This window comes from Kitasatospora sp. NPDC096147, from assembly GCF_044763225.1.
Lineage (GTDB): Bacteria > Actinomycetota > Actinomycetes > Streptomycetales > Streptomycetaceae > Kitasatospora.
Window position 1 is genome coordinate 1 of record NZ_JBIWFX010000009.1, and the last position, 26,161, is coordinate 26,161.

The window sequence follows — 26,161 nt, forward strand, 5'->3', positions numbered from 1 at the left end:
GGCTTTCCGCCCCCCCCTGCGGCAAACCCCCCCCGTCGGCACCCCCCCGGCCCCCCCCCCCGCCCCCCCCGGGGGGCCCCGGGGGGGGCCCCCCCCCCCCGGGGGGGCCCCGCCGCCATTCGTGCCGCAGCGACAGTGAGGGACTGGCTCAGCTCGTACTTCGCGGGGCCAGTCACGATCTCGCGGTACAGACGCGAGGTGGCACGTCTCGGCATCGCTCTCTCCCCCTTCGCCGGGGCGGTGGGGGATTGCTTGGCAGACCGTAGGGAGTTGACCACAGAGGATTCCAGGAAGTTGCACGCGGTTGCACAGGTTCACCCAAGAACGCTGCGGGCCGTGGCGATTCGGCTCCCCGCTTCGGCTCCGTGAACTGCTTTCGCCAGTTCGGCGAACGCGCGATGGTAGGCGCGGATCTCACCGGGAGCCGTGGCGTTGACCTCCGCTGTCAGCGTCTCGACTGCCACAAGGCTCTCGTCAAAGGCGTAGAACGCTTCGAGGGCCAGACGGTCCGGCGAGCCCGAAACGGGACGATGCCGACGGAGACGTGTGGGAGGGCCGCGACATTGAGTAAGTGGTTGAGTTGGCCTGCGAGTGCTTCGTCATCACAGCCGTCTGCGTCATCCCCGGCACGACGTTGGAGGCATGCACCTTGAATTTTCGTGTCGCTGGTAGAGCGGCTTCGAGGCGGGCGTAGTGCTCGCGCGCTGCGCCATCGGACGCGGTCTCGGGGGCGCCGATCAGTGCTGGTGGCCAGTGGACGTCGGGCAGCCGAAGCGGGGCACGAACCGAAGAAGGGGGCCGACGTTCACGAGGCTATGAGGTCGGGCATTCCCTCGACCAACACGACGACGCCGACCACGTCTCCCTCCGCCGACCGGCCCACCCAGACAGGATGGACGCCGTCCGAGGCCAGCGGGAACGCTGCCAGCTCGGCACCGGAGCCGGGTTCACGCGCGCGGAGGAAGGAGGCGGAGTCCGGTTCGTACTCCCCCGCTTCCGAGTTCCGCCCCTCCCCGGCGTGCCGGATGAGCTCTTGGAGCGAGTCCCACCTGTCGGCATCCGCGAAGGCACCCGCCGCGCCGTCCGTGCCGAACCCGTACGCCTGACCCTTCTTCAGCATCCAGGTGTCGTCGCAGGGCCTGAGTGCCATCTCCCAGGACACGGCCGGAGCTTCCCCGGTGCGCACACGGAATGCCGTGACCGAAGCACGGCCGTCCGAGCCGTCGGCCTGCGCCTCGTCAAGCACGTGGGTGCCTGCGGGGATGGCGATGCTGAAGTGCGGACCGCCGGATCCCCAGGGGCAGTCGACCGCCAACAAGCCGCTCGGCACGTGCAGGGTACCGGCCCGCTCCGGCTCGACGACGACCATCTCCTCCCCCTCCTCCCCGTACGGTTCGGACATACGGGTGCCAGGCCGAAAGAGCGCGCCGAGGTCGACGGACAAGAGCATCCGGGACGGCTCCTCACACCAGGGCAGGGAAGCGTCGGGTGTTCCGGCGCGCTCCAGGTGCTCCCGCACCCAGCCCGGCAGATGCTCGGCGCTCGGAAGTGGCCAGGTCCCGAACTCCGCCCGGGCCGACCACATCTGATCGTCCGACACCGTGAGCACCGCCTCCAACGAGGCACCTCGCATGCCCTCCGGCTGGTGCGAGATCCGACCCGTGCCGTCGGGGGAGATGTCCACCACCGTGCGGGGGCGGTCCTGGGCGGATTCCGCCGCCACCCGGTCCTGGGGGTGCCAGCTGATCACACGCCGGTTCAGCAGCCGGCCCTCGTCGGCCAGCAGGCGCTGTTCCGCCTTGAGCACCGGATGGCCCTGGTCGTCGTAGGCCCACCGCTCGACGAAGCCCTCGCCCCACGACACCAGTCGCACCTCGACCGGCCTGCCGCTCCCCGGCTCCCCGAACAGCACCACGTACGGCAGCCCTGCGGCATCACGCTCCCGCGCCTGTCCGACGGACAGCGCCCGTCCACGGGTACGCGACACCGGGTCCCAACTTTCCGCGAACCCGACCTCGACGCCCGCCCCAGGTCCCCGCCCCATCAGCCACCATCCACTCGCGCCCGCTCCGTCGACCACACGGTAGCGTCCGCTGCCGACACGGTGAGGCGAGTGCCGGCCCGGCGGCCAGGCGCCTCACCAACCGGCTCGCCGACTGTCCGACGGGATGGTCTCCTACGTGAGCGGGGAGACAGGTGCAGGCGCGGACGGCGCGCGTGCGTGGGACGAGCAGCGGCCATGCACCGGGACCACACCAAGACAGCGGCGTACCAACTCCCCCGACCCCAACCGAGCGGAAGCTCCGAACTCTCCCGGCTTCGTCCACACCACAACGGCCGGCATCCCCCGGAACCTCGGCAGGCGACTGCGCCCGATCCCGACCGGTCCCCGGCACTCGCCACTCCGACCGTCCTGCTCCCTCGCCACTCCCCACTCCCCACCCCCGAGGCCTGGGTGGGGGCCGGCCCCCACGGACTGGTGGACGGAGCAACCCCAACCATGCCATCAGCCGCCGGTACCGTCGAACACGGTCGGCTCGGGCTGCTTCCGCCCCGGCTACCCGCGTACGGCAGCAGGGCCTCGGCCGGACGGGCCGTGCAGCGCGTGACAGCCCGTCAGGACGAGAGGGTCGGAAGCGCCCGGGTCACGACGGGTCGTTCGGGCAACGGTCGCCGAGCAGTGCGCAGGGCAGGCAGCGCAGGGCGGCGGGGCGTCCGTCGGCTCCGAGCGGGCAGCGACGGTCCTGCGCCCGCACCGCCGTCTCGTAGGACGACGGCCTCGGGCCGGGCTCGGCGCGGTAGGTGTCGCAGGGGCACGGTGCCTCGTTGCCGAGGCCCCTGTTCCGTACGCCCCGGCACCGGAGGAGGGCGCGGTGCTCGTTCCGCCCGTGGCCGCAGACGGTGCACGGCGGCCAAGGCTCGGTGCGGTACGCGCGGCAAGCGCAGAAGGTCTCGTTCCGGTAGCCGACCCAGTCGCCGCCCCCGTCGTAGATGTCCCCCGAGGCCGAGACCCGCACCGCGCAGTGGCCACGGTGCGCCTCGTGACCGCAGGTCACACAGTCCGGTCCGAGCGCCGCCACGGAGGCGGAGCTGCTCGCCGCCGGGAACGGAGTGCCGGTCCGCCAGACGGCGACCACGGCCACCACCACACCCACCAGCACGACGATCCCGACCAGCCCGACGATGGTCTGCGCAGCCATGCCCGCCCCCGTGTCGATCCACTCCCCTGAACCCATCACAGCAGCCCAGGACCGCTCACGTCCACGCCGCCGCAAGCAGTTCGGCCCTCCCGTCGGGGTGGACAATCCGGTGGCGACGCACGACGGATGCCGCCAGGATGGGCGGCTGGACGAGGGCCCAGGGTGGGACGACCTCGGGGAGGGTCTCACCATGGCGTTCGGGTTCTCGCTCATCATGCCCACGGTCACCCGGCTGTCGGAGGAGTACCTCGCGGAGCAGGGGCCGTTGGAGGAGGGCGCCGAGTACTACGGCAGCCTGGTGATGCGGGGCTGCCTGGACCTCGCGGAGACGGATGCGGCGTTCCGCATCGGTGGCTTCGGCAAGGACGACTGGCGGTTCGACGTGTCGTACGACATGTCGGCCTTCGTCGAGGGCCTGCAGGATCTCCTCGAAGCCCTGGAGGAGCGTGCCGCGTTCGAGCTCGATCTTTACCCGCCCGGCGTGGACCGGGTGCTGACGTTCCGTTTCGCGGAGGATCCGGTGGCGGTGGAGTGCCTGCGGCAGACGGCCCACGGGCCGGAGCGGTCGGTCGAACTCCTCCCCTACCAGCGGATGGTGTCCCTCTGCACCACGCTGGCAGGCGATTTCGCCGCGGCCCTGCACGCGGTCGGTTCGATCGTGGCCGACGAAGCCCCGTTCGCCGAGTGGCGGGCGCGATGGGGGTCCGCCGACCCGGCCGTCCACGACCAGCGGCGGCCACCCCGGTACCGACCCGGGTGACCGCCGCCCTGACGCCCGGTCAGTCGCGCTTGGTGCCGCTGTCGTCGTAGTCGCTCGTGCCGCCGTCCAGCAGCGGGGTCTCCGCCGGCTGCTTCATGTGCGCCGGCGCCATCGCCCGCAGCACGTGATACCCCGTCAGGACGATGATCGTCCCCAGCGCGATCCCGGACAGCTCGAAGTCGTCGGTGAACTTGAGCGTCACGTTCCCGATCCCGACGATCACCCCCGCCGCCACCGGCACCAGGTGCAGCGGGTTGGTCAGGTCCACCCGGTTGTGCACCCAGATCTGCGCGCCCAGCAGGCCGATCATCCCGTACAGCACCACCGTGATCCCGCCCAGCACCCCACCCGGGATCGCCGCGATCACCGCACCGAACTTCGGGCACAGGCCGAACACGATCGCGAAGCCCGCCGCGCACCAGTAGGCCGCCGTCGAGTACACCCGGGTCGCCGCCATCACCCCGATGTTCTCCGCGTACGTCGTCGTCGCCGGACCGCCCACCGCCGTCGACAGCACCGTCGCCGCGCCGTCCGCCATGATCGCGGTGCCCATCCGGTCGTCCAGCCGCTCCCCCGTCATCTCGCCGACCGCCTTCACGTGCCCGGCGTTCTCGGCGATCAGCGCGACCACCACCGGCAGGGCCACCAGCACCGCCGACAGCGAGAAGCTCGGCGCGTGCAGGGACGGCAGGCCGATCCAGTCCGCCTTCCCGACCCCCGACAGGTCCAGCCGCCAGTGGTCGACCACCTGGCCGGCCCCGTTCGCCGAGTTGATCTGCCCGAAGATCCGGTCGAAGAGCCACGACACCGCGTACCCGAAGACCAGCCCCAGGAAGATCGCGATCCGCGACCAGAAGCCGCGCAGCACCACCAGCGCCAGCCCCGTGAACAGCATCGTCAGCAGCGCCGTCCACTGGTCCTGCGGCCAGTACGTCCCCGCCGCCACCGGCGCCAGGTTGAAGCCGATCAGCATCACCACCGCACCGGTCACCACCGGCGGCAGCACCGCGTGGATCACCTTGCCGCCGAGCGCCTGCACCGCCGCGCCGCAGGCGGCCAGCACCGCGCCGACCACCAGCAGCGCACCGGTCAGCGTCGCCGCGTCGCCGCCCTGCGTCTTGATGACCGCCGCCACCCCGACGAAGGACAGGCTGCTCCCCAGGTACGACGGGATCCGACCCCCCGTCACCAGCAGGAAGAACACCGTCGCCACACCGGACACCATCACCGCGAGGTTCGGGTCCAGCCCCATCAGCACCGGCGCGACGAAGGTGGCACCGAACATCGCCACCACGTGCTGCGCCCCGAGCCCGACCGTCCGCCCCCAGGACAACCGCTCGTCCGGCCGCACCACCGCCCCGGGCCGGGGGCTCCGCCCGTCCCCGTGCACCTTCCAGCCGAACCCCGCCATGCTCTCGTTCCTCCTCGCGCACGCCTGCCGACCGGCAGGCAGATCAGAGGGTCAGCTGATCATGCCCACGTCCCCGCCGCCAATCCCCCGGACGCGGACGGGTGACCGCCCCTGACCAGCCGTCAAGCCGGGCCACGAGCATCGCGGGATGCTGCGTGGCATCTTCCGGGGCGATCGGGGCAGACGCGGCACAGATCCACTTCGACCAACCGGAGGACCGCATGAGCGCCAGCGACAAGATCGAGAACGCCGCCGACAAGGCCAAGGGCAAGCTCAAGGAGGGCGCCGGCAAGGTGACCGGCAACGAGCGGCTGGAGGCCGAGGGCAAGGCGGACCAGGCCAAGGGCGACATCAAGCAGGCGGGCGAGCACGTCAAGGACGCCTTCAAGCGCTGACCGTCCCCGTGCCGTGCGGTGGGGGCCGCCCGAACTCCTCGGGCGGCCCCCCGCCGCAGGGCGGGCCATCCGACACCGACGAGGACATGAGAACGTGACGCTCGAACATCCGGCGCGCAAGCACGGTGACGATCGGCGGGGCCGGTTCGAGCAGTTCGCCGAGCTGGCGTCGAACTTCACCAGCTCGCCGCTGTTCGCCGTGCTCTGCCTCTGCCTGGTGGCCGGCTACCTCCTGGCGCACGCGGCCGGTCTGCCCCTGCACTGGCAACTGCTGGTCGGCGACTCGATGGCGGCGGTGACGCTCCTGCTGCTCGCCATGCTGAAGAACTCCGAACGCCGGGCCGAGCACGCGATCCAGCGCAAGCTGGACGCGATCGCCCGGGCGATGCTGGAGCAGCAGGAAGGCAAGGGCAGCCAGGCCCACGACGACCTGAGGAAGGCCGTCGGCATCGAGGAGCGCCAGTAGAACCGACCGGCCGCTCGGCTGGCGACGGTCCGGCGACGGAACAGCCTTGCCCCGTAAGGCGGTTGTGCAACCGGTGGTTCCGGATTGCCTGAACGGGCACGTTCGCCCGGCCGGTTGGGCAGTTGCCGACCGGTCGGCGGATTCGTGGCGGCGGAGTCGGTACGGTCCCAGTGACAGGTCTAGACCAGGCTCTGTGACCGTTCCTGGAAGGGAAGTACGTTGCGCCGCTCTGCCTCCGCCGTTCTGTCCACCGCCGTCTCCATCACCCTGCTCTCGGGCTTCTGGGCCGCCGCGCCCGCCCAGGCCGCCACCCCGGGAACGGCTCCCGTCACCGCCACCGGGACGGTGACCCTCGACTCCACCGGGATCGTCGAGAGCGACGGGTACGTGACCCTGTCGGGCACGTACCGCTGCACAGCGCCCGCCTCCACCCCAGCGGCCATGTCCATGGTCCGCCTGACCAGCACGGTGTGGGGCGTCGGCGGCGTGACCTCTCCCGTCTGTGACGGCGCCGACCACGCGTGGGTCAAGCGCAGCTGGCCCGACAAGGAGCCGCATGTGACGGTCGGTCCGATCCAGGGCACCGCGACGCTGGAGTGGTGGCAGACCGGTGTCCCCGGCTACATCATCAAGGTGTCCAAGCTCTCGGTCGACCAGAAGATCGTCGACCTGAAGGCCCCCACGGGCTGAACCGGGACGCACCGCCCACCTCGCACCGCCCCACGGGCCCGCCCCGGCCTCCGGTAGGTACGTCCGCCCCACCGGCGGCCGGCCGGGTCCGCTCCGGGCGTGCTTCTCGTCGGCGCCCCCGAGCCGCCTCGTCCCCGCATCGGTCGACCGAGCGTGACGCTCGGGTTCCCGGCGCGGTCGACCCCCGGGGCCCGGCAAGGCTGATGAGCAATGGTCAAGACCTGTGGATGAGTTGACGGGCGATCAGGGTCGGCTCCGACCGTTGACCTGGGCCGACCTCGGGACCACCTCAAGAGCGTCGGCTCCGACCGTTGACCCGGGCCGACCTCGGGACGACCTCAGGACGGGCCCCCTTCCACGCCCGTGGCCGACGCGCCCTAGGCTGCCCGGATGATCACCACTTTCTCCGACGCCTTCCTGGACGCCACCGAGTACCACGCGGCGTGGGGCGCCCAGCAGCTCGAACTGATCGGCGAGGCCGTCCCGACCGGCCCCTGGACCGCGAGCCTCGACGAGTGCCGCTACGAGTCCGGTGGCCGGACCCTGCGGGTCGGCCTGCTGGGCAGCTACGACACGGACGAGCAGACCTGGCTGTGGGGCTGGGCCAACCCCGGACTGCGCGGCAGCGCGGTGGTCGCCGCCGGTGAGCGGATCGCCGAGTTCGGCCGCCGGCACGGCGTCGCCGAGCTGGAGCAGGAAGGCGTGGACCTCGCCGGCTTCACTGACCCGCGCCGTGCCGCCGAGGCACTGGCCTTCCTCGGCTCGGCAGTACTCGGCGCACCCGGCTACATCGGCCAGGAGGCCGGCCCCGGAACCCGGGTCTACTTCGTGCCGCAGGACCCGCAGCTCCAGCCGGCCGGGTTCGACCCGGTCACCATGCCGCGCCACCTGCTCACCGGCGCGCAGCTCTTCGCCCGCTCGCCGCGCCGGGTGGTCGAAGGCTGGTTCGCCCTGCACGGAATCCCGGCTCAGGAGGAAGCCGACCGGACTACCGCGCAGCTTCCCGGCGGCAGCACGGCGGTGGTCTCCTTCGACGGACTCGGACGGATCTCGGGCGTCGACGTCGGACCGCTCTCCGCCTGATCACGGCCTCGCCGATCACGACCTGCGGCAACGTCGTCGGGCCGCTGAACGAGGCGTGCGCGGGAGCTGACCCGAGCGGTCGACCAGCATCCCGCCACGCAAGGGCCGGGCCGCAGTGCGGAGCCGACCGCCGCCGGTGGTGAACTGCCGCCGCCGGAACCGGTGCACCGCACCCGAACGTCTGGCATGCCATGACGTCCGAGGAGCACCACCACCACGACGGCGGACCCGGCGACCACCCGACGGCCGGGCTCCGGCTGCTCGTTCGCACGGGGTCCGGCCCCTCCGAACCGGCCCGGGAGGAGCCCGTCCTGGGCGAGGCCGGCGGGCTCCGGCCGGTCGTGGTCGTCGTCGGCATCGCGATGAAGCAGGCCGCCCAGGAGGCGCTCGCCGAGCGCCTGGGGCCCGGTCACATCCTGGTGGACATCCGTGAGGCGGGCCCGGAGGCCGACCTCGTGCTCATCCCGCCCGCCAGCGCCCAACTGCTCGGCATCCTCCGTCACCAGTTCCCCCAAGCCCGCATCCTGGTCACCGAGTTCACCGACCCTGCCTACGGCGCCGACTTCCGCGGACCGATCAGCCGCATCCTCGACAGTGACGTGGACGGCTACTTCATGGCGCCCACCATGGACCACCTGGCCCGCATCACCGCGACGGCGGGCCGCGCCGTCGCGGGCGCGCTCACCAGCGGCGCCGGAGGCACCGGAGGCGGCCCGCGAGGACCGGTCGACCTCATCGAGGCCAATCGCCGCCTCCTGCTGGAGAGCGGCAGCGGGCCCGGGGCGGACCCCGTGCAGGACACGCTGGCGGGCCCGCTCCCCCGCAGGGTCGGGGAGCCGGACGCCGTCACGATCGACCTCGATGCCTGGGCACGATCCCTCGACGGTGACGCCGGGATCCTCGCGGAGCTGGCCTGGCCGCTGATCCTCCAACTCCTCGGGCAGGGCCTCCCGGTCGAGGTGCTCGGCGAACCGTCGTCCGAGCAGTGGCGTGCCCGAGCCCGCACCTCCGGCGTCCGCGTCGCCCCCAGCCGCTGACCCGGAAGGGGGGTGGCACACGCGGACCGGTACGCGGCGTTCACGGCCCGCCCCGGACGCAGGTGATCCGCTCACGTCGCCCGTCCCTCCGGCGCGTCCCTGCGGCCGACACCCCCGTAGCACCGGAGACCGGCCGACCCGGGCTCGCATCCGACCGCGACCGGCGCCTCGCCGGGTGGGGCGGGGCGCCGGTCGCGGTCGGAGCACCGGAGGGGTCAGGCGGCGTGCTCCTCGGTGCTGCGGGAGTCGGTGAGGGTGAGTGCTCCGAAGGCGGTGACCAGACCGACGATGACCGCCAGCACCGCGAAGGTGATCCGCTCGCCGTGGAAGAAGGAGCCGACGAGGGCGCTGTCCCAGGTGCCGGCGGGGAGTTGGGTGGTGACCAGCGCCGCGATCAGGGTGCCGACGACGGCGGTGCCGACGCTGCTGCCGACCTCCTGGGCGGTGTCGTTGAGGGCGGTGCCCATCGAGGTGCGGTTCTCGGGCATCTTCTCGACCAGGGCGATGGCGCAGATCGTCATGACGGTGCGCAGGCCGATGGTCATCACGACCATGCACACCGCGATGGCGGCGTAGCCGTGCGAGACGCCCCAGGCGAGGCCGGCCAGCGAGCCGGCCAGGCAGGCGGCGCCGACCAGGCAGGCGATGCGGTGGCCGTAGCGCTTGGCGAGCCACTCGGAGAGCGGGGTGGCGGCGAGCATGGTGACGATGATCGGCAGGTTCGCCAGGCCGGCCTTGACGGGGCTCCAGCCGTAGGCGTACTGGAAGTGCAGGATCAGGCCGAACATGACGGCGGCCATCGCGATGGCCGTGCCGATCTGGGCGATGGAGGCGCCGCGGACGGTGCCGTTGGTGAACAGCTTCAGGTCGAGCATCGGGGCGGCGGTGCGGCGCTCGTGCCGGACGAACGCGAGGCCGGCCACGAGGGCGCCGAGGATCGAGCCGATGGTGGTGGCGGAGGTCCAGCCGTGGTCGACGCCGCTGGTGAGCGAGTAGCAGGCGAGGCCGATGGTGGCGACGCTCAGCACGGCGCCGGGCAGGTCGAGGCGGTCGCGGGTGAGGTCCTCGGGCCGGTCGGCGGGGACGCCGAGGCGCACGCCGATGGCGGCGATCAGTGCGATCGGGGCGTTGACGAGCAGCAGCCACTGCCACTTGACGTGGGCCAGGGCGGTGCCGCCGAGCAGCGGGCCGAGGACGAAGCCGGACATGCCGACGACGATCATCACGGTCATCGCCCTCATCCGCAGGGCCGCGTCGTCGAAGAGCCGGAAGACCAGGGAGTTGGTGATCGGGGCCATGGCGGCGGCGGCGATGCCGAGGCCGGCCCGCAGGGCGATCAGCTGCCCGGCGCCGGTCACGAAGGCGACGCACAGGCTGAGCAGGCCGAACACGGCGAGGCCGACCAGCAGGACGCGGCGGCGGCCGAGCCGGTCGGCCATCGATCCGGCGGTCAGCAGCAGACCGCCGAAGGTCAGCGAGTATGCGCCGGTGACCCACTGCAGCGCGGTGGTGCCACTGCCCAGGTCCCGGCCGATGGTGGGCAGCGCGATGGACAGCAGCGTGTTGTCGACCATCTCGACGAAGAAGGCCAAGCAGAGCGCGGCCATCGGGATCCACGCCGCACGCAGCGACGGATAGGTGTGCGGTGCCGCTGCTGGGGCGACGACGGTGGTTCCGGTGCCGGTCATGACGGCCTCCTCTCGGGACGGGTGTCGGGGTCGGGTGTCGGGGTGGGCGTCGCGGTGCATCGATGCCGTCCGCACTGTCGCCGTGGCGCTGCCGCCCGTCTCCTCAGATCATCCGGGAACCCACCGGCAGGCCGCTGTCATCCCACTGACAGCCCGCCGACAGCGCGGGGGCCGTCACCAGGACACGACTGCCACGACCCCCGAGCACCGCGACCAGGCGACCAATCACCGACGCCGGGAGCGTTCGGGCGGTCAGCCGCCCGCCTCCGACGAGGAGGTCCACCGCGACCGGAACGTGCTCGAACGATGCTCCGCCCGTCCCGAACAGCTCCGCGCGATCACCACCGGGCCCGACACGCTCGCGGACCGCCACCGAGGGGCGGAGTCCTCCTGGCCCCGGTGATCCTCCGGCTGCGCGAACCGACCGGATGATCACTCGTCAGACGGTCTCCAGGGCCCTCGGCCGAGCAGCCGCCCGCCCGCGAAGTCGGACGCGTGCGCTCCGGATGGCGGGGTAGCCGACAGACCGTCAGAGCGACACCGAGACACCGAGGAGGCAGTGGTGACCAGCGGACTGTGGGGCTACGAGGGCACCGAGGGCTACGCGGCGGGCACCAGCCTGACCGGCTACCGGGTGGAGGCCACCGACGGCCACATCGGCAAGGTGGACAAGCACACCGACGTGGTCGACTCGGCGCACATCGTCGTCGACACCGGCCCGTGGATCTTCGGCAAGGAGGTCCTCCTCCCGGCCGGCACCATCACCCGCGTCGATGTCACCGAGGAGACGGTGTGGGTCGACCGCACCAAGGACGAGATCAAGAACTCCCCCGAGTTCGACAAGGACCGGCACACCGACGACCCCGAGTACCGCCGCCAGGTCGGCGCCTACTACACCGACGGCTACACCGGCGGCAGCCGCCTCTGACCCCGCGTCACCACTCGGCGGGGCCGCACCGATTCGGTGCGGCCCCGCCGTCGTCGTACTGCCGCCCGGCGCGCTCCCGCTGCCTCCGGTTCGGCGGGGCGCAGGCGAGCATCTGCCGCTCCCGGTCGGCGGACGCCGTGACCGTGGGGCACCCTGCTCGCCCCGGACGCCGGGCCGGTGTCCGCGCGCCAGGGCCCGGACACCCAGCAAGGCCGTGCTACGGGTGGCGGACGGTGATGCCGACCAGGCAGGTGTCGTCGTCGGTGTCGGCGCCGCCGTAGCGCAGCAGGTGGTCGAGGTGGCTTTCGAGGAAGTTCGCCGAGTCGGTGTGGCCGGCGGTCGCCTTCTCGCTGAGGGCGAGGAGCCCGTCGAGGGAGGCGTGGACGGATTCGTCGCGGCGTTCGATGAGCCCGTCGGTGAACATCACCAGGGTGTCGCCGGGGGCCAGGTCGAGGTGGTCCTCGTCGTACTCGGCGTGGTCGAGGACGCCCAGCAGGATGCCGTTGACCTGCGGGAGGGTGCGGGCGCGGCCGTCCCGCAGGAGCACGGGCGGCAGGTGTCCGGCCCGGGCCCAGCGCAGTCGGCGGGTGGCGGGGTCGTAGAGGGCGCACACGGCGGTGGCGGTGACGTTGTCGGTGAGGTGGTGGGTGACGCTGTTGAGCCAGGTGAGCAGCTGGGCGGGCCCGGCGCCGGTGGCGGCGAGGCCGCGCAGGGCGTTGCGCAGGGCGACCATGCCGGTGGCGGCGTCGATGCCGTGGCCGGCGACGTCGCCCACGCAGAGCAGGATCTCGCCGGACGGGAGGGTGAGGGTGTCGTACCAGTCACCGCCGACGAGGTGCTCCTTCTCGGCGGGGCGGTAGCGGACCGCGATCTGGAGGTCGTGCAGGGTCAGCGGGCCGCTCGCGGGGGGCATGATCGCGTGTTGCAGCTGGAGGGCGAGGCGGCTGCGTTCGGCGGCCTGCTGCTCGCTCTGGGCGAGTTGGTCGCGGGTGGCGGCGAGGGCGACCTCGGTCCAGTGCTGGGCGGAGATGTCCTGGTAGGCGCCGCGGACGGCGGTGAGCGCCTGGGTGTCGTCGTGGACGGGTTCGGCGACGATCCGGATGTGGCGGGAGACGCCGTCGGGGCGCTGGAGCCGGAAGGCGGTGGAGGCCGGGCGCTGGTGGTGCAGCAGCGTGCGCAGGAACCGGCCGATGGCGTGGTGGTCGTCGGGATGCGCGTGCTCGGAGATCCGGTCCAGCGGGATGGGCGGGGCGGTGGCGGTCATGCCGTGGAGGTCGAAGAGGGTCTCGTTCCAGGCGGTCTGACCGGTGATCAGGTTCTCCTCGAAGCCGCCGATCCGGCCGAGCCGCTGGGCGTGCTGGAGGAGCCGGGCGACCCGGGGCGTGCCGTCGTCCAGGCGCCAGATGACCACCACGTGCGAGCCGTGCAGGCTGATGCTGACCTGGGCCTGTGCGTGCAGGGCGATGCCGTCGACCATCGCGGTCAGCCGCATGTCCTTGGTGCGGAAGGACTCACCGGTGGCGTGGACGTGCTCCACCTTCTCCGCCAGGCCGCCGGGCTCGGCGGCCAGCGGGTACGCCTCCAGCAGGCGCGCACCGGCGACGGCGGCGGCGGGGCGCCCCGCGAAGTCGGTGAAGGCCGGGTTGACGTGGCGGACGGTGAACTCGAGCGGCAGTTCGTTCGGTCCGGTGACGAGTTGCAGCACCAGGCAGGGGTCGAGGATGCCGTCGACGAGCCGTCGGAGGTCCTCGAAGTCGCGGTCGGCCTCCGCGCCGGGTGCGGGTTCGGCCCAGTTCTCCAGGGTGGTGGCGCAGAGCTCCGCCAGTGCCTCGTACTGGCGCATGAGGGGCTGGGTCTGCGGCTCCAGTGCGGTGGGCCAGCAGATTTCGAGGGCCCCGATCAGCCGCCCGCCGGTGCCGGCCGGGACCACCACGCGGCCTCCGGTCCACCGGTGCTGGCCGATGGTCGGTAGGGCGGCGTCGGCGAGCGTGGGGTGGACGACGCTCTCGCGCGCCTCCAGCGCCCGGCGGGCCGGGGTCGGGACGCCGGGCGGGACGGTGCGCCAGCGGGCGGCCTCGGCGGTGTCGAAGCCGGCGCTGCCCTCGAGGGTGAGCGACTGGTCGGGGTGGGCGGCCCAGATGGCGACGGCGACGGCCCCGAGCGGCTGGAGGGCGGTGGTGAGGACGGAGTGGGCGACGGCTGCGCTGTCCCCGGCGGCGAGCGTGCGTGCCTGGGTGGTCCGCAGCCGCAGGGCGGCCTGGGCCCCGTCCGCACCGCCGCCGGAGGGGCTGAGGAACTCGCGGGCGATGGCGGAGATCCGGTCGGCGGAGACCTGGTTGACCAGGTCGGCGGCCAGTTCCAGGACCGGCACGCCCGCCTGGTCGGCCAGCGCGGTGAGCTGTCCGGCGGCTTCGGCCGGGCTGCAGCGCAGGCGTTCGATCAGCACGCCGGAGGCCATCTCCACGAGCGAGCGGGCGGCGGCGTCGGCGTGGACCTGGTCGAGCTCGGACCGCAGGTACTCCACGGTCGCGGCCAGCCGGGTCAGTGCGGCGGTCGGCACCGGTTCGGGGGCCTCGCCGTGCGGGAGGGCGCGCTGTGCTCCGATGCCGGGCGCCGGGTGGGCCGGTGCGGGCAGGGAGGTGGGCGTGGACGGGACGCGGGCATCGGGCACGGCGCTCTCCTGACGACGGGGGGACGGTCAGCTGTTCTCGTGCCGGGGCCTTGCCTCCAGTTGGTCGCGGATCCGGCTGATCAGGTCGGCGGCGTCGACGGGCTTGGTGACGTAGTCGCTGGCCCCGGAGGCCAGGCTCTTGTCCCGGTCGCCGATCATGGCCTTGGCGGTGACGGCGATGATCGGCAGCCCGGTGTGCTCGGGCATGGCACGGATCGCCGCGGTGGCGGCGTAGCCGTCCATCTCGGGCATCATCACGTCCATCAGGATGATGTCGATCTCCCGGTGCACGGCCAGGGCGTCGAGTGCGGCACGGCCGTTCTCCGCCTGGAGGACGTGCATGCCGTGGAGTTCGAGGATGCCGGTGATCGCGTAGAGGTTGCGGTCGTCGTCGTCCACGACCAGGGCGGTCACCCCGGCCAGCGCGGTGTCGGAGTCGGGGGCGAAGGCGGGCGCGGTGCGCGGACGGATGTCCTCGGGGCGCTCGGCGCTCATGTGGAGCGCGACGCGCTCGCGGAGTTCGTCCAGGCTGGCCAGGATCTCCAGCGGGCGTTCCCCGTTGCGCGTGAGGGTCTCGTCGACGGGGTTGAAGCCGCGGCTGCGGTGCGCGAGTACGGGGACGGACCGCAGGGCGGGGTCCCGGTCCATGTCCCTGAGCAGTCCGGCGGCGCTGCCGTCCGGCAGGTCGAGGTCGATGACCAGGCAGTGGCAGGGGTCGTCGGCGAGGAGCGCGGCGGCCTCCTGGGCACCGACGGCGGTGACGACGTCCAGTCCTCGTGAACCGGCGGCCGGCAGGTCGGCGAGGGCGTTCTCGGCGACCAGGCTGAGCAGGCCGCCCCGGCGGCCCTCGACGACCAGCAGCCGGCGGGCCGGCAGGTCCTCCGGCACGGCCTCGGGGCGGCTGCGCGCCTTCGCCGGCTCGATCGCCGCCACCGCGACCGCCTCCGCCTCGGGCGAGGGCAGGCCCTGACGGCTGACGGGCAGGTAGAGGGTGAAGGTGCTGCCCTGGCCGAGGGTGCTCTCGGCGGTGATCGCGCCACCGAGCAGGTAGGCGATCTCGCGGCTGATGGACAGGCCCAGGCCGGTGCCGCCGTACTTGCGGCTGGTGGTCCCGTCGGCCTGCTGGAAGGCGCCGAACACCGTCTCCAGGTGCTGCGGGGCGATGCCGATCCCCGAGTCGACCACCCGGAAGGCCAGCAGCGGGCCCTCGGTCCGCAGGTGGTGCGGTGCCTCGCCGGGCTTGGCGAGCTCGACCCTCAGCTCGACACTGCCCTTCTCGGTGAACTTGACCGCGTTGGACAGCAGGTTGCGCAGCACCTGGCGCAGCCGGTAGTCGTCGGTGAGGAGCGCCTCGGGGACGTCGGCGGCGCTGCGGACGGCGAAGGCGAGGTTCTTCTGGCCGGTCATCGGGCCGAAGGTGACCTGGACGTAGTCGACGAGGGTGGCGAGCGAGACCGTCTCGACGTTGAGGTCCATCTTGCCGGCCTCGACCTTGGAGAGGTCGAGGATGTCGTTGATCAGCTGGAGCAGGTCGGAGCCGGCCGAGTGGATGATGCCGGCGTACTCGACCTGCTTGGCCGTCAGGTTCCGGGCCGGGTTCTGGGCGAGCAGCTGGGCGAGGATCAGCAGGCTGTTGAGCGGGGTGCGCAGTTCGTGGCTCATGTTGGCCAGGAACTCGGACTTGTACTTGGAGGCGACCGAGAGCTGGTGGGCGCGGTCCTCCAGCTCCTGGCGGGCCTGCTCGATCTCCAGGTTCTTCGCCTCGATGTCGCTCTTCTGCGCTTCGAGGAGCTCGGCCTTCTCCTCCAGTTCGGCGTTGGACGCCTGGAGCTCCTCCTGACGGGCCTGCAGTTCCTGGGAGCGGGCCTGGAGTTCGGCGGTGAGGCGCTGGGACTCGCCGAGCAGTTCGTCGGTGCGGGCGTTGGCGACGATGGTGTTGACGTTGACGCCGATGGTCTCCATCAGCTGCTCCAGGAAGTCCCGGTGCACGGCGGTGAACGGCTGCACGGCGGCGATCTCGATGACGCCGAGCACCTGGTCCTCGACGGTGATCGGCAGCACGATCAGGGAGAGCGTGTCGGTGGCGCCGAGGCCGGACTCGACGGGGAGGTAGCCGGCCGGCAGGCGGTCGATGGCGATGGTCCGGCGGCTGCGCGCGGCCTGGCCGACCACCGACTCGCCCAGGCGGAACGGGAGGGGCCGGGCGTCGCGGGGGAAGGCGTAGGAGGCGACCAGCCGCAGCAGGGTCTGGTCGTCGGTCTCCTCGGCGAGGTAGAAGGCTCCGCACTGGGCGGCGACCAGGGGGGTGAGCTCGTCCATGACCAGCTCGGCGACCACCGCGAGGTCCCGCCGGCCCTGCATGAGGGCGGCGATGCGGGCCAGGTTGGTCTTCAGCCAGTCCTGGTCCTCGTTGGCCCGGGTGGTCTCGCGCAGCGACTCCACCATGAAGTTGATGTTGTCCTTGAGGTCGGCGACCTCGCCGGAGGCGTCGACGGTGATGGACCGGGTGAGGTCGCCGGCGGTCACGGCGCTGGTGACCTCGGCGATGGCGCGGACCTGGCGGGTGAGGTTGCCGGCCAGCTCGTTGACGTTCTCGGTCAGCCGCTTCCAGGTGCCGGAGACGCCCTCCACCTCGGCCTGGCCGCCGAGTCGGCCCTCGCTGCCGACCTCGCGGGCCACCCGGGTCACCTCGGCGGCGAACGAGGAGAGCTGGTCGACCATCGTGTTGATGGTGGTCTTGAGTTCGAGGATCTCGCCGCGCGCGTCGACGTCGATCTTGCGGGTCAGGTCGCCCTTGGCGACGGCGGTGGTGACCTGCGCGATGTTGCGCACCTGGGAGGTCAGGTTGTGCGCCATGAAGTTGACGTTGTCGGTGAGGTCCTTCCAGGTGCCGGCGACGTTGGGCACCCGGGCCTGACCGCCGAGGGTGCCTTCGGTGCCGACCTCGCGGGCGACCCGGGTCACCTCGTCGGCGAAGGCCGAGAGGGTGTCGACCATGGTGTTGATGACGCCGGCCAGCGCGGCGACCTCGCCCTCGGCCTCGACGTTGATCTTCTGCGAGAGGTCGCCCTTGGCGACGGCGGTGGCGACCTGGGCGATCGAGCGGACCTGGCCGGTGAGGTTGGAGGCCATCACGTTGACGTTGTCGGTCAGGTCCTTCCACGTGCCCGACACCCCGCGCACGGTGGCCTGCCCGCCGAGGTTGCCCTCGGTGCCCACCTCGCGGGCGACCCGGGTCACCTCGTCGGCGAACGCGGACAGCTGGTCGACCATCGTGTTGATGGTCTCCTTCAGCTCCAGGATCTCCCCGCGCGCGTCGACCCGGATCTTCTGCGACAGGTCGCCCTTGGCGACGGCGGTGGTGACCTGGGCGATCGAGCGGACCTGGGCGGTGAGGTTGTCGGCCATCACGTTGACCGACTCGGTGAGGTCGCGCCAGGTCCCGGAGACGTCCTGGACGTCGGCCTGGCCACCGAGGCGCCCTTCGGTGCCGACCTCGCGGGCGACCCGGGTGACCTCCCCGGCGAAGGAGGAGAGCTGGTCGACCATCGTGTTGATGGTCTCCTTCAGCTCCAGGATCTCGCCCCGGGCGGTGACGGTGATCTTCTGTGACAGGTCGCCCTCGGCGACCGCGGTCGCGACCTGGGCGATCGAGCGGACCTGGCCGGTGAGGTTGCCCGCCATGAAGTTGACCGAGTCGGTCAGGTCGCGCCAGGTCCCGGAGACGCCCTTGACGTCCGCCTGCCCGCCCAGGATGCCCTCGGTGCCCACCTCACGGGCCACCCGGGTCACCTCCCCGGCGAACGAGCCGAGCTGGTCGACCATCGTGTTGACGGTGTTCTTCAGCTCCAGGATCTCGCCCCGGGCGTCCACCGTGATCTTCTGCGACAGGTCGCCCTTGGCGACGGCGGTCGCGACCTGGGCGATGTCGCGGACCTGGGTGGTGAGGTTGCCGGCCATCGCGTTGACCGAGTCGGTCAGGTCCTCCCAGGTGCCGGAGACCCCGGGCACCTCCGCCTGGCCGCCGAGCCGGCCCTCGGTGCCGACCTCGCGCGCGACCCGGGTGACCTCGGAGGTGAAGAGGGAGAGCTGGTCGACCATGCCGTTGAAGACGGTGGCGATCTCCCCGAGCAGCCCGTCCGCGTCGCCCGGCAGCCGGGTGCCGAAGTCCCCGTCGCGCACCGCCGTCAACCCCGCGAGCAGCAGCCGTAGTTCAGGCGAACCGGCCTGGGCCGCGGCGCTGTCGCCGGCCTGGTGGGGAACCTCGGGTGTCCTCACGCCTGCCATCGAACGCCGCCTCCTCGAAACCCGCTCCGGCCACCGCACCGACCGACCGGCCGCACGGGCACGTACAGCCCGGCACGCTACCCCACCTCTGGACGGTCAGTGCAATGTCACCCCTACCTCCTGCCCTCTCCGCGCCCCTCAGTACCGGCGAGCCGACCGGACCTGCCACTTGCCGGGGGCCCGGCGCGGCACCGTGCCGCGCCGGGTGGACTTGGATCACGGCTCGGCGGGTGGTTAGGGTTTCATGACTTCGCCCGAGGGGACAGAGATGCACGCCGATCACGACGACCCACCCGCCCCCGGCCAGGGACTCTCCCCCGACGGGGAGCCACCCGTCCTGCTGGAGGCCGACGGATCGCGCACCCTCGTCTGCCGCCTGGCGGGGGACCTGGACATCGAGTCCCTCACGCCCGCTCAGCACCTCCTGGAGGAAGCGCTGACCCGAGCACCCCGGCTCCTGGTCATCGACCTGGAGCAGGTGCGCTTCTGCGACTCCGCCGGCCTCAACCTGCTGCTCAAGACCCGCGCCTCGGCCCTGAAGGCCGACATCGAGCTGCGCCTGGCCACGGCGGCGGTACCGGTGCTGCGCCTGCTGGAGATCACCGGAGCCCGGATGGTCTTCACCCTCTACCCGTCCACCGCCGCTGCCCTCGCCGATCCGGTCGACGCGCCCTGAATCCCCGGATCGGGACGGCCTTCACGAGCTGTTCACGTGATCGGGGGAATGGGCTCGGTGCAGGGGGTAGCCGGTACGGACCATGACGACTCGAGGAAAGGAACGACATGGCTGTGACCAGTGACGAACTCCTCCACGACCTGCGCACCACCGGCGAGGCGCAGCTCGCGCAGCCGCCGATCCCCCGGCCGGCCCTGCCGGAGCTGGCGGACGTCGGGGAGCTGCGGGAGGTCGCGCCGTCCGACGCGCGGGACCTGACCAGAGTGCTGCTGGTGCGGCTGGCCGCACTGGAGGAGGGCACCCGGGAGTACTCGTACGTCCGGTCCTCGCTGGTCGAGCTGAACCTCTCGCTGGTGCGGTTCGTCCTGCGCCGCTTCGGCTCGCACCGGGAGAACACCGAGGACCTGATGCAGGTCGGCGCGGTCGGCCTGATCAAGGCGATCGACCGGTTCGACGTCGAGCACGGGGTCGAGTTCACCACCTTCGCCATCCCGACGATCCTCGGCGAGATCCGCCGGCACTTCCGCGACGCCACCTGGGCCGTGCACGTCCCCCGCCGCCTCCAGGAGCTGCGCCTGACCCTGGCCAAGGCCCAGGACGCGCTGGCGCACGAGCTGGACCGCTCGCCGACGGTGGCCGAGCTCGCCGCACGGGTCGGCCTCTCCCAGGAGGAGGTCGTCGAGGGGCTGAACGCCGCCAACGCGCGCAGCACCGACTCGCTCGACGTACCGGCGGGAGGCGAGGACGACGAGGGCCCCGGTGCGCTGGCGGCCCGGCTCGGCGGCACCGACGACCGCTTCTCCCTGGTCGAGGACCTCGTCTCGCTCCGGCCGCTGGTCGCGGCCCTCCCGGAGCGCGACCGGCAGATCCTGTCGATGCGCTTCACGGAGGAGCTGACCCAGGCTCAGATCGGCGAGCGCCTGGGCGTGTCCCAGATGCACGTCTCCCGGCTGCTGTCGCGCATCCTCACCCAGCTGCGGCGGGGCCTCCAGGCGGCCTGACCCGCACCCCGGGGCGGGGGTGGCCACCACGGCCGGTGGCCACCCCCGCCGTTCCGGCAGCCACGCCGGAGGGCACCGGGCCGAACGCGGTGGGCAGGTCGAGCACGGCCCGCCCCCGCAGGGGTGCTCGCGCGTGCGAACCGCCGCCCCGGCAAGGGCACCCGCGTGGCCGCCGACCTGAGCATGGGTCACCTCTTGCGGCCTCCGCCGGCCGGCGTCCGCGTTCGACCCGCGTCCCCGTGCGGGCGGCGCCGCCGAGCCTCCCGGGAGTCCGGGCCTTCCTCCGATCGGTCCCGGCGCGGGAACCGCGGCCGACCACGTCGTGTCTTCGGCGTCGCAGCGGGCATCCGAGAAGTCTGTGACCGCCTCCGACACGAAGGGCCGACTGCATGAGTACGCCCCGGGAAACCCTCAACGGCCAACGCCGTCCCGGATTCCGGCCGGACCTGCCACCGGGCGGCCGGCGTCGCCGCCTCACCCTGACCGGGCGGGGGCGGCCCGTCGCGGCCTCCCGCGACTTCGCCCGCGCCGCCCTCGCCGACTGGGCGTGGCCGGGGGTGGACGACGTCCTGCTGCTGGTCACCGAGCTCGTCACCAACGCGGTCCTGCACGGCGACGGCCCGCTCGACCTCGTACTGGACGCCGACGCCCATCGGCTCCGGGTCGAGGTCGACGACGCCTCGCCGGTCCTGCCCATCCCGCGTGAACCCCACCTGCCCGCCCGCCCGGGCGGTCACGGCCTGTTCGTCGTCGCCCGCACCTGCGACCGCTGGGGCGCCGTCCCCCGGCCCTGGGGCAAGACCGTGTGGGCCGAGACCGACACGCGCCCGCCGACCGCCGGTTCCTGAACTCCGGTCAGCCGCCTCCACCCTCCCCGACGGCGGCAGGCGCATCCGGGCGGCCATCGCCCTCTGAACCGCCGCTCCGTGAGGCCGACTCGGCCACGGAACGGCACCGGCGCGGCCGCTCCGCCACAGACGGGCCGTCCCGAACCGCTGACCGAGGTCGGACGTCCGATCACCCGCGCTCGACCGGGGCACGCGCCTACCCCCTGCACCGCCGTGCCGTGCCGTGCCCTGCGTACGGGCACCCCGGCGCCGGGCTCGGCTTGCCGTGCGACGTCCCTCCTGAGGGGGGATTCTGATCCCCCCTCAGAGGGCCTCTTCGGTCCAGACGCCCTTCGGGTGCTCCTCGACGGCAAGCCACAGGCTGGGCTGGGCACGGCACCCCGGGCTGGCCCGGTCATCCGAGGGCCAGCGGTGCTCCCGGTCGGGCCAGACCAGTTGGACCACCGGGACGGGACTCCGTCGGTAGAAGCCGACGGCGGTACCGAACAGCGGAACGTGCCAGCTGGCATCCACCGGATGGAGCCCGAGCTCGTAGCCCTCGATGACATCGGGGATCAGTGCCCCGGGCTCCGTTGACGCACCGTCCCGCAGACGGGCGGCCGCAGCACCGACCCAGCGCATCAGCCCGTGCACCTCCAGGCCGAACACGGCGACCTCCGGAATCCGGTAGGAGTGCCACAGGCCGACGGTGAAGGCCCAGTCCGGCACGTCCCCGCCGCCGGCCACGCCGACCACGTGCCAGCCGTGCTCGCGGACGTGCGCCATCTCCGAGGACCAGTGCTTCGCCCGCTGGCGGCGCGCGCGGAGGGTCGCGGAGGCCGCGGGATCACAGAGCACGCAGGGGCACGAGGACGTCGGGATCAGGTCGGGCACCCCGGCATCCAAGCAGATCAGGGCCGGACGGTGATCCGGCGCGACCGGCCTGCCCCGGCGCGGACGGTGGACGGCAGGCTCAGAGGAAGTGCCGGATCGGGGCGGTGGCCGCCTCCAAGGCGCGGCGGGCCGGGCCCCGGCGGTGCCAGCGGGTCGGGGTGACGACCTCACTGCGCGTCAGGTCCTCGTCGAAGTCCCGGTCCAGGCGGGCGGTGAACTCCTCGTCCACCACGGCCAGCACCACCTCCTCGTCGTGGTCGAGCGAGCGGCGGTTGAAGTTGGCCGAGCCGACCACCGACAGCACGCCGTCCACGGTCAGCACCTTGGCGTGCATCATGGTCGGCGCGTACTGCCAGACCGTCACCCCGCACCCGGTCATCCGCCCGAAGTGCCGCTCCCCGGCCAACTGGCAGACCCGCTTGTCCATGTGACGCCCCGGCACCAGCAGTTCGACCTCGACGCCGCGCCCGGCGGCCTCGCAGAGCAGGTCGACGAAGTAGTCGTCCGGCGCGAAGTACGCGGTCGCCAGGCGCAGCCGACGCTCGGCCGAGGAGATCACCACCCGCATCAGGGTCTGCAGGTCCTGCCAGCCGACGGCGGCCGAGCCGCGCACCACCTGGACCACCGCACCGCCGGGCTGCTCGTGCTCCTCGAAGCGGTCGGCCTCGTCGTACAGCGTGCCGGGGGCGCACTCGGCCCAGTTCTGCGCGAAGGCGGCGGCGATGCCGTCCACGGCCGGGCCGACCACCCGGACGTGGGTGTCCCGCCACTCCCCCGGGTGGCGGGCGTCGCCGCACCACTCCTCGGCGATGCCCACGCCGCCGGTGAAGGCGATCCGACCGTCCACCACCAGCACCTTCCGGTGGCAGCGGTGGTTCTGCTTGAACGGCGAGAGCCGCACCGGCCGCCGGAACCAGGAGATCCGGACGCCCGCCGCCTCCATCAGGTCGAGCAGCTCCGGCTCGATCAGCCGGCTGCCGAACCCGTCCAGCAGCAGCCGGACCCGCAGCCCCTCGGCCGCCTTGCGGGCCAGGGCCCGGGCGAACCGGCGGGCGATGTCACCGCGCCAGTAGACGAAGGTCATCAGGTCCACGGTCCGCCGGGCACCGTCCACGGCCTCCAGCATCGCCGGGAAGATCTCGTCGCCGTTGCGCAGCGGCGTGAGCTCGTTCCCCTCGGTCGCGGCGATCCCGAGCAGCCCCTCCAGCCGACGGCGCAGCAGCGGCCCGCGCCCCGCTCCGGGGGAGGCCGGGTCGGGCACGACGGTCAGGGGCGCGGTCTCGGTGGTCATCGGGGTCTGCTCCGTCCTGGGGGTGACACTGCCGGACCTCCGGCTACCCCCTCACGGCAGATCGACGCCCGGGCCGGCCGGGCCGCGCGGGAGCACCCGGATCGGACCGCCCCGGGGATGGAAACCGCTGATCGGGGCACGCGAGGTCCATGACGAGGACTCAGGAGCACGCCGCCCGGACCGGGGTGGCGACAGCCTGCGCGGTGGCGGTCCAGACGGCCGTGCTGGTCGCCGCCGGCCTGCTGATCACCCACCCGCCGGCCGGCTGGTGGGACCCGGGCGAGCGGGGCCTGGTGGCCTGGCTGGCCGCGCACCGCACCCCCGCGCTGACCACAGCGAGCGACTGGCTCTCCGCTCTCGCCTTCACCCCGGCGATCGTCGCGGTGACGGCGGTCGCCGCCGCCGTGCTGCTGATGCTGCGTCAGTGGCGGGGAGCCGCCCTGCTGGCGGGTGCGGTGGCCCTCCAGGCGGCAGTCTTCGTGACGGCCGCCCACCTGGTCGACCGGGCCCGGCCCGACGTGGTCCGGCTGGACGGGGCGCTGCCGACCTCCAGTTTCCCGTCCGGGCACGTCGGCGCCGCGACCGCGCTGTACGGCGGCCTGGGCCTGCTGGTGCTCTGCGCGGCAGCGGGGCGCGGGCCCGGGCGGTGGCGGTGGCGGCCGGTGGTGTGCGCGCTGGCCTGGACGGTACCGGTCCTGGTGGCGGCCTCCCGGCTGTACCGGGGCATGCACCACCCCACCGACGTACTGGCCGGCCTGCTGAACGGCGCCGCCGCCCTCTGGGTGGTGTGGCGGGCGCTGCCCGCCCGCGCGCCCCGCAATGCCTCCGCCGACACCTCCGCCGATCCCGTCGACCGTCCCGTGCGCACCCGCACCGAGCCGACCGAGGAGCCCCCGACCGGCCCCGTCGCCCTGGTCTACAACCCGGTCGGCGTGGACGAGGCCCTGCTGACCAGGCTGGCCACCACCGTCACCGCGCACGGCCACCACCCGCCGCGCCTGCTGCCCGGCTCGGCCGAGGACTCCGGCCGGGCGGCAGCCGCACGGGCCCTCGCCGACGGGGCACGGCTGGTCGCGGCCTGCGGCGGCGACGGCACCGTGACGGCCTGCGCCGACGCGCTCGCCGGGACGGACGCCGCCCTGCTGGTCGTCCCCTGCGGCACCGGCAATCTGCTGGCCCGCAACCTCGGCCTGCCCACCGACCCGGTCGAAGCACTGGACGCCGCCCTCACCGGGGCAGCCCGCCGGATCGACCTGATGCGCGTCGAGGGCGACGACCTGGCCGCCCGGACGGCCGCCACCATGGCCGGCACCGGCCTGGACGCCGCCGTCATGGCCTCCACCGACCAGGGCCTGAAGCGCCGACTCGGCTGGCCCGCCTACCTGTTCGGCGCGGTCCGGCACCTGACCGACCGTCGCTTCGCCCTGACCGTCTCGATCGACGGCGGCACCCCCGTGCGGCGCCACGTCCGGATGGCCGTGGTCGGCAACGTCGGCACCCTCCAGGGCGGCGTGCGCCTGCTGCCCGACGCCGAGCCCGACGACGGCCTGCTCGACCTCGTGCTGGTCCAGCCGCACGGCCTGCGCGGCTGGGCCGCCACCGCGCGCGCCCTGCTCACCGGCACCCGCCGCAGCCCGCGCCCGGACGCACAGGACGCACCGCTGGAGCACTTCCGGGGCCGCCGGATCGAGCTCACCGCCGACCGGCCCCGCGCGCGCGAGTGCGACGGCGATCCGGTCAGCGAGGGCCGCGTCCTCACCCTGACGGTCCGTCCGAACGCCCTGCTGGTCCGGCTCCCCGACCCCGCCCGGGACCGGACCACTGCAGCGCACACCCCGCAGGAGAGGGCCACCACCCCCGACCACGGCCCCGCCTCAGACCACCGGTACGCACGGACGGGAGAGCACTGATGGGAACCGCCCGCCCGGTCGGCCACGGCCGCGAGCACCTCTCCGCCGAGGAGGCGGTGCTGACCCTCCGTCGGGGTGCCTGGTGGCCGCTGGCCCGGGACGCCTTCCTGCGCTTCCGCTACGCCGACGGCTTCAGCCACGCCCGCGCCCTCGCCTTCCAGGTGGTACTGGCACTGGTGCCGTTCACCATCGCCGTGGTCGGCCTGGCGTCCTCGCTGCACGGCGGCCCGGTCGGCCGGCTGGTCGCCGCCGCGATCGAACGGATGGTGCCCGCCTCCAGCGCCGAACTGGTCGGCGACGTGCTCGACCGCAGCCGGGACCACACCGGGGGCACCGTCGCCCTCTGGTTCGGCGCGCTGTTCGCCCTCGCCAACCTGATCACCGCGATGTCCCAGATCGAACGCGGTGCCAACCGGATCTACGGCATCGAACGCGACCGCCCCTTCCACCGCAAGTACGGCCGCAGCCTGCTGATGGCGGCCGGTGCGGGGCTGCCGCTCGGCGCCGGGTTCCTCGTCCTGGTGGCCGGCCGGCAGGTCACCGAGGCCGCCCAGGAGGTCTTCGGCCTGGGCCCCGGCACCGCCGCCGTCTGGACGCTGCTGCGCTGGCCGGTCGGTCTGCTGCTCACCCTCACCTCCGCCGCCGTGATCTTCCGGCGGGCCCCGCGCCGGAGCCAACCCGGCTACAGCTGGCTCGCGTTCGGGGCCGGCACCTACCTCGCGCTCTGGCTGGCCGCGACCTGGCTGCTCACCCTCTACCTGCGCTTCAGCGGCTCCTTCGACGCCGTCTACGGGCCGCTCAGCGCGGTCTTCTCGCTCCTGGTCTGGGCCTACCTGACCGCCATCGCCCTGTTCCTCGGCCTGTCCTTCGCCGCCCAGTTGGAGGCCGACCGCACCGGACGGCCCGACCCCGTCCTGCCCGACCCGGAGAGGAACGCGCCGTGACC

22 protein-coding genes are annotated in these 26,161 nt (G+C 73.0%); 12 read left to right on the top strand and 10 right to left on the bottom strand.

Annotation, left to right across the window (positions count from 1 at the left end; genetic code table 11):
* Window positions 1-445: 445 nt before the first annotated feature.
* The 3 genes from ACIRBX_RS25800 to ACIRBX_RS25810 form a co-directional block, all read right to left on the bottom strand.
* The gene (locus ACIRBX_RS25800; RefSeq protein WP_402300350.1) at window positions 446-754 is read right to left on the bottom strand and encodes a Scr1 family TA system antitoxin-like transcriptional regulator; all 309 of its coding nucleotides are present in this window, start codon (window positions 752-754) and stop codon (window positions 446-448) included.
* A 51-nt stretch (window positions 755-805) separates the two neighbouring features.
* Entirely contained in the window at window positions 806-1,987 is a 1,182-nt protein-coding gene (locus tag ACIRBX_RS25805) for a DUF4241 domain-containing protein (RefSeq protein WP_402299899.1), read from the bottom strand.
* Window positions 1,988-2,645: 658 nt separating this feature from the next.
* Window positions 2,646-3,200 (bottom strand): hypothetical protein, encoded by a 555-nt coding sequence (locus ACIRBX_RS25810; RefSeq protein ID WP_402299901.1) that lies wholly within the window; start codon window positions 3,198-3,200, stop codon window positions 2,646-2,648.
* Between the two features lie 10 nt (window positions 3,201-3,210).
* Here ACIRBX_RS25810 and ACIRBX_RS25815 point away from each other — a divergent pair, with 10 nt between their 5' ends.
* Window positions 3,211-3,960, top strand: a complete 750-nt coding sequence (locus ACIRBX_RS25815; protein WP_402299902.1) for a hypothetical protein — start codon at window positions 3,211-3,213, stop codon at window positions 3,958-3,960.
* Window positions 3,961-3,979: 19 nt separating this feature from the next.
* Here the strand turns inward: ACIRBX_RS25815 and ACIRBX_RS25820 are convergent, their stop codons facing one another.
* Window positions 3,980-5,371 carry a uracil-xanthine permease family protein gene (locus ACIRBX_RS25820; protein ID WP_402299904.1) on the bottom strand — a complete coding sequence of 464 codons (1,392 nt, stop codon included), beginning with the start codon at window positions 5,369-5,371 and terminating at the stop codon, window positions 3,980-3,982.
* A 221-nt stretch (window positions 5,372-5,592) separates the two neighbouring features.
* Here ACIRBX_RS25820 and ACIRBX_RS25825 point away from each other — a divergent pair, with 221 nt between their 5' ends.
* The 5 genes from ACIRBX_RS25825 to ACIRBX_RS25845 all read left to right on the top strand — a co-directional run bounded on the left by ACIRBX_RS25825 (window position 5,593) and on the right by ACIRBX_RS25845 (window position 9,042).
* A complete protein-coding gene (locus tag ACIRBX_RS25825; RefSeq protein ID WP_402299906.1) occupies window positions 5,593-5,766 on the top strand; it encodes a CsbD family protein in 174 nt (57 codons plus the stop codon).
* 94 nt (window positions 5,767-5,860) lie between these two features.
* Window positions 5,861-6,232, top strand: coding sequence for a low affinity iron permease family protein (locus ACIRBX_RS25830; RefSeq protein ID WP_402299907.1), 372 nt, complete (start codon window positions 5,861-5,863; stop codon window positions 6,230-6,232).
* Window positions 6,233-6,451: 219 nt separating this feature from the next.
* Window positions 6,452-6,922, top strand: a complete 471-nt coding sequence (locus tag ACIRBX_RS25835) for a DUF6299 family protein (protein ID WP_402299909.1) — start codon at window positions 6,452-6,454, stop codon at window positions 6,920-6,922.
* A 390-nt stretch (window positions 6,923-7,312) separates the two neighbouring features.
* On the top strand, window positions 7,313-8,005 hold the full coding sequence (locus ACIRBX_RS25840) for a DUF6882 domain-containing protein (RefSeq protein WP_402299911.1): 693 nt from the start codon (window positions 7,313-7,315) through the stop codon (window positions 8,003-8,005).
* Between the two features lie 191 nt (window positions 8,006-8,196).
* Window positions 8,197-9,042, top strand: a complete 846-nt coding sequence (locus tag ACIRBX_RS25845; RefSeq protein WP_402299912.1) for a hypothetical protein — start codon at window positions 8,197-8,199, stop codon at window positions 9,040-9,042.
* A 215-nt stretch (window positions 9,043-9,257) separates the two neighbouring features.
* Here ACIRBX_RS25845 and ACIRBX_RS25850 read toward each other — a convergent pair whose 3' ends face one another.
* Both ACIRBX_RS25850 and ACIRBX_RS25855 read right to left on the bottom strand, forming a co-directional pair.
* Window positions 9,258-10,730 (bottom strand): MFS transporter, encoded by a 1,473-nt coding sequence (locus ACIRBX_RS25850; protein ID WP_402299915.1) that lies wholly within the window; start codon window positions 10,728-10,730, stop codon window positions 9,258-9,260.
* 103 nt (window positions 10,731-10,833) lie between these two features.
* On the bottom strand, window positions 10,834-11,103 hold the full coding sequence (locus ACIRBX_RS25855; protein ID WP_402299916.1) for a hypothetical protein: 270 nt from the start codon (window positions 11,101-11,103) through the stop codon (window positions 10,834-10,836).
* 189 nt (window positions 11,104-11,292) lie between these two features.
* On the opposite strand from ACIRBX_RS25855, the gene ACIRBX_RS25860 reads away from it, so the two are divergent.
* Complete coding sequence (locus ACIRBX_RS25860) at window positions 11,293-11,658, top strand: PRC-barrel domain containing protein (protein ID WP_402299918.1); 366 nt, start codon at window positions 11,293-11,295, stop codon at window positions 11,656-11,658.
* 217 nt (window positions 11,659-11,875) lie between these two features.
* Here the strand turns inward: ACIRBX_RS25860 and ACIRBX_RS25865 are convergent, their stop codons facing one another.
* Window positions 11,876-14,329 (bottom strand): SpoIIE family protein phosphatase, encoded by a 2,454-nt coding sequence (locus ACIRBX_RS25865; protein ID WP_402299920.1) that lies wholly within the window; start codon window positions 14,327-14,329, stop codon window positions 11,876-11,878.
* A gap of 27 nt (window positions 14,330-14,356) precedes the next feature.
* Window positions 14,357-18,607, bottom strand: coding sequence for a HAMP domain-containing protein (locus tag ACIRBX_RS25870; protein WP_402299923.1), 4,251 nt, complete (start codon window positions 18,605-18,607; stop codon window positions 14,357-14,359).
* A 277-nt stretch (window positions 18,608-18,884) separates the two neighbouring features.
* Between ACIRBX_RS25870 and ACIRBX_RS25875 the strand changes: the two genes are divergently transcribed.
* From ACIRBX_RS25875 to ACIRBX_RS25885, 3 genes are all read left to right on the top strand, one after another.
* On the top strand, window positions 18,885-19,292 hold the full coding sequence (locus ACIRBX_RS25875) for an STAS domain-containing protein (RefSeq protein WP_402299925.1): 408 nt from the start codon (window positions 18,885-18,887) through the stop codon (window positions 19,290-19,292).
* Window positions 19,293-19,399: 107 nt separating this feature from the next.
* On the top strand, window positions 19,400-20,293 hold the full coding sequence (locus ACIRBX_RS25880; RefSeq protein WP_402299928.1) for a SigB/SigF/SigG family RNA polymerase sigma factor: 894 nt from the start codon (window positions 19,400-19,402) through the stop codon (window positions 20,291-20,293).
* Window positions 20,294-20,682: 389 nt separating this feature from the next.
* Window positions 20,683-21,141, top strand: a complete 459-nt coding sequence (locus ACIRBX_RS25885; RefSeq protein ID WP_402299930.1) for an ATP-binding protein — start codon at window positions 20,683-20,685, stop codon at window positions 21,139-21,141.
* 303 nt (window positions 21,142-21,444) lie between these two features.
* Here ACIRBX_RS25885 and ACIRBX_RS25890 read toward each other — a convergent pair whose 3' ends face one another.
* Window positions 21,445-21,978: a DUF4262 domain-containing protein gene (locus ACIRBX_RS25890; RefSeq protein WP_402299931.1), complete on the bottom strand. Its 534-nt coding sequence runs from the start codon at window positions 21,976-21,978 to the stop codon at window positions 21,445-21,447.
* A gap of 115 nt (window positions 21,979-22,093) precedes the next feature.
* A complete protein-coding gene (locus tag ACIRBX_RS25895) occupies window positions 22,094-23,305 on the bottom strand; it encodes a phosphatidylserine/phosphatidylglycerophosphate/cardiolipin synthase family protein (protein WP_402299934.1) in 1,212 nt (403 codons plus the stop codon).
* A 149-nt stretch (window positions 23,306-23,454) separates the two neighbouring features.
* Between ACIRBX_RS25895 and ACIRBX_RS25900 the strand changes: the two genes are divergently transcribed.
* Together ACIRBX_RS25900 and ACIRBX_RS25905 are read left to right on the top strand one after the other, a co-directional pair.
* Window positions 23,455-25,215, top strand: coding sequence for a diacylglycerol kinase family protein (locus ACIRBX_RS25900; RefSeq protein ID WP_402299935.1), 1,761 nt, complete (start codon window positions 23,455-23,457; stop codon window positions 25,213-25,215).
* On the top strand, window positions 25,215-26,159 hold the full coding sequence (locus tag ACIRBX_RS25905; protein ID WP_402299937.1) for a YihY/virulence factor BrkB family protein: 945 nt from the start codon (window positions 25,215-25,217) through the stop codon (window positions 26,157-26,159). Before ACIRBX_RS25900 ends, ACIRBX_RS25905 begins: the two co-directional genes overlap by 1 nt.
* The last annotated feature ends 2 nt before the right edge of the window (window positions 26,160-26,161 follow it).

Excerpts from the sequence above, each read along its gene's own strand:
- ACIRBX_RS25850 (WP_402299915.1), bottom strand. The coding sequence starts at position 10,730 with ATGACCGGCACCGGAACCACCGTCGTCGCCCCAGCAGCGGCACCGCAC.
- ACIRBX_RS25905 (WP_402299937.1), top strand. The coding sequence starts at position 25,215 with ATGGGAACCGCCCGCCCGGTCGGCCACGGCCGCGAGCACCTCTCCGCC.
- ACIRBX_RS25810 (WP_402299901.1), bottom strand. The coding sequence starts at position 3,200 with ATGGCTGCGCAGACCATCGTCGGGCTGGTCGGGATCGTCGTGCTGGTG.
- ACIRBX_RS25825 (WP_402299906.1), top strand. The coding sequence starts at position 5,593 with ATGAGCGCCAGCGACAAGATCGAGAACGCCGCCGACAAGGCCAAGGGC.
- ACIRBX_RS25885 (WP_402299930.1), top strand. The coding sequence starts at position 20,683 with ATGAGTACGCCCCGGGAAACCCTCAACGGCCAACGCCGTCCCGGATTC.
- ACIRBX_RS25875 (WP_402299925.1), top strand. The coding sequence starts at position 18,885 with ATGCACGCCGATCACGACGACCCACCCGCCCCCGGCCAGGGACTCTCC.
- ACIRBX_RS25900 (WP_402299935.1), top strand. The coding sequence starts at position 23,455 with ATGACGAGGACTCAGGAGCACGCCGCCCGGACCGGGGTGGCGACAGCC.
- ACIRBX_RS25820 (WP_402299904.1), bottom strand. The coding sequence starts at position 5,371 with ATGGCGGGGTTCGGCTGGAAGGTGCACGGGGACGGGCGGAGCCCCCGG.
- ACIRBX_RS25880 (WP_402299928.1), top strand. The coding sequence starts at position 19,400 with ATGGCTGTGACCAGTGACGAACTCCTCCACGACCTGCGCACCACCGGC.
- ACIRBX_RS25845 (WP_402299912.1), top strand. The coding sequence starts at position 8,197 with ATGACGTCCGAGGAGCACCACCACCACGACGGCGGACCCGGCGACCAC.
- ACIRBX_RS25840 (WP_402299911.1), top strand. The coding sequence starts at position 7,313 with ATGATCACCACTTTCTCCGACGCCTTCCTGGACGCCACCGAGTACCAC.
- ACIRBX_RS25895 (WP_402299934.1), bottom strand. The coding sequence starts at position 23,305 with ATGACCACCGAGACCGCGCCCCTGACCGTCGTGCCCGACCCGGCCTCC.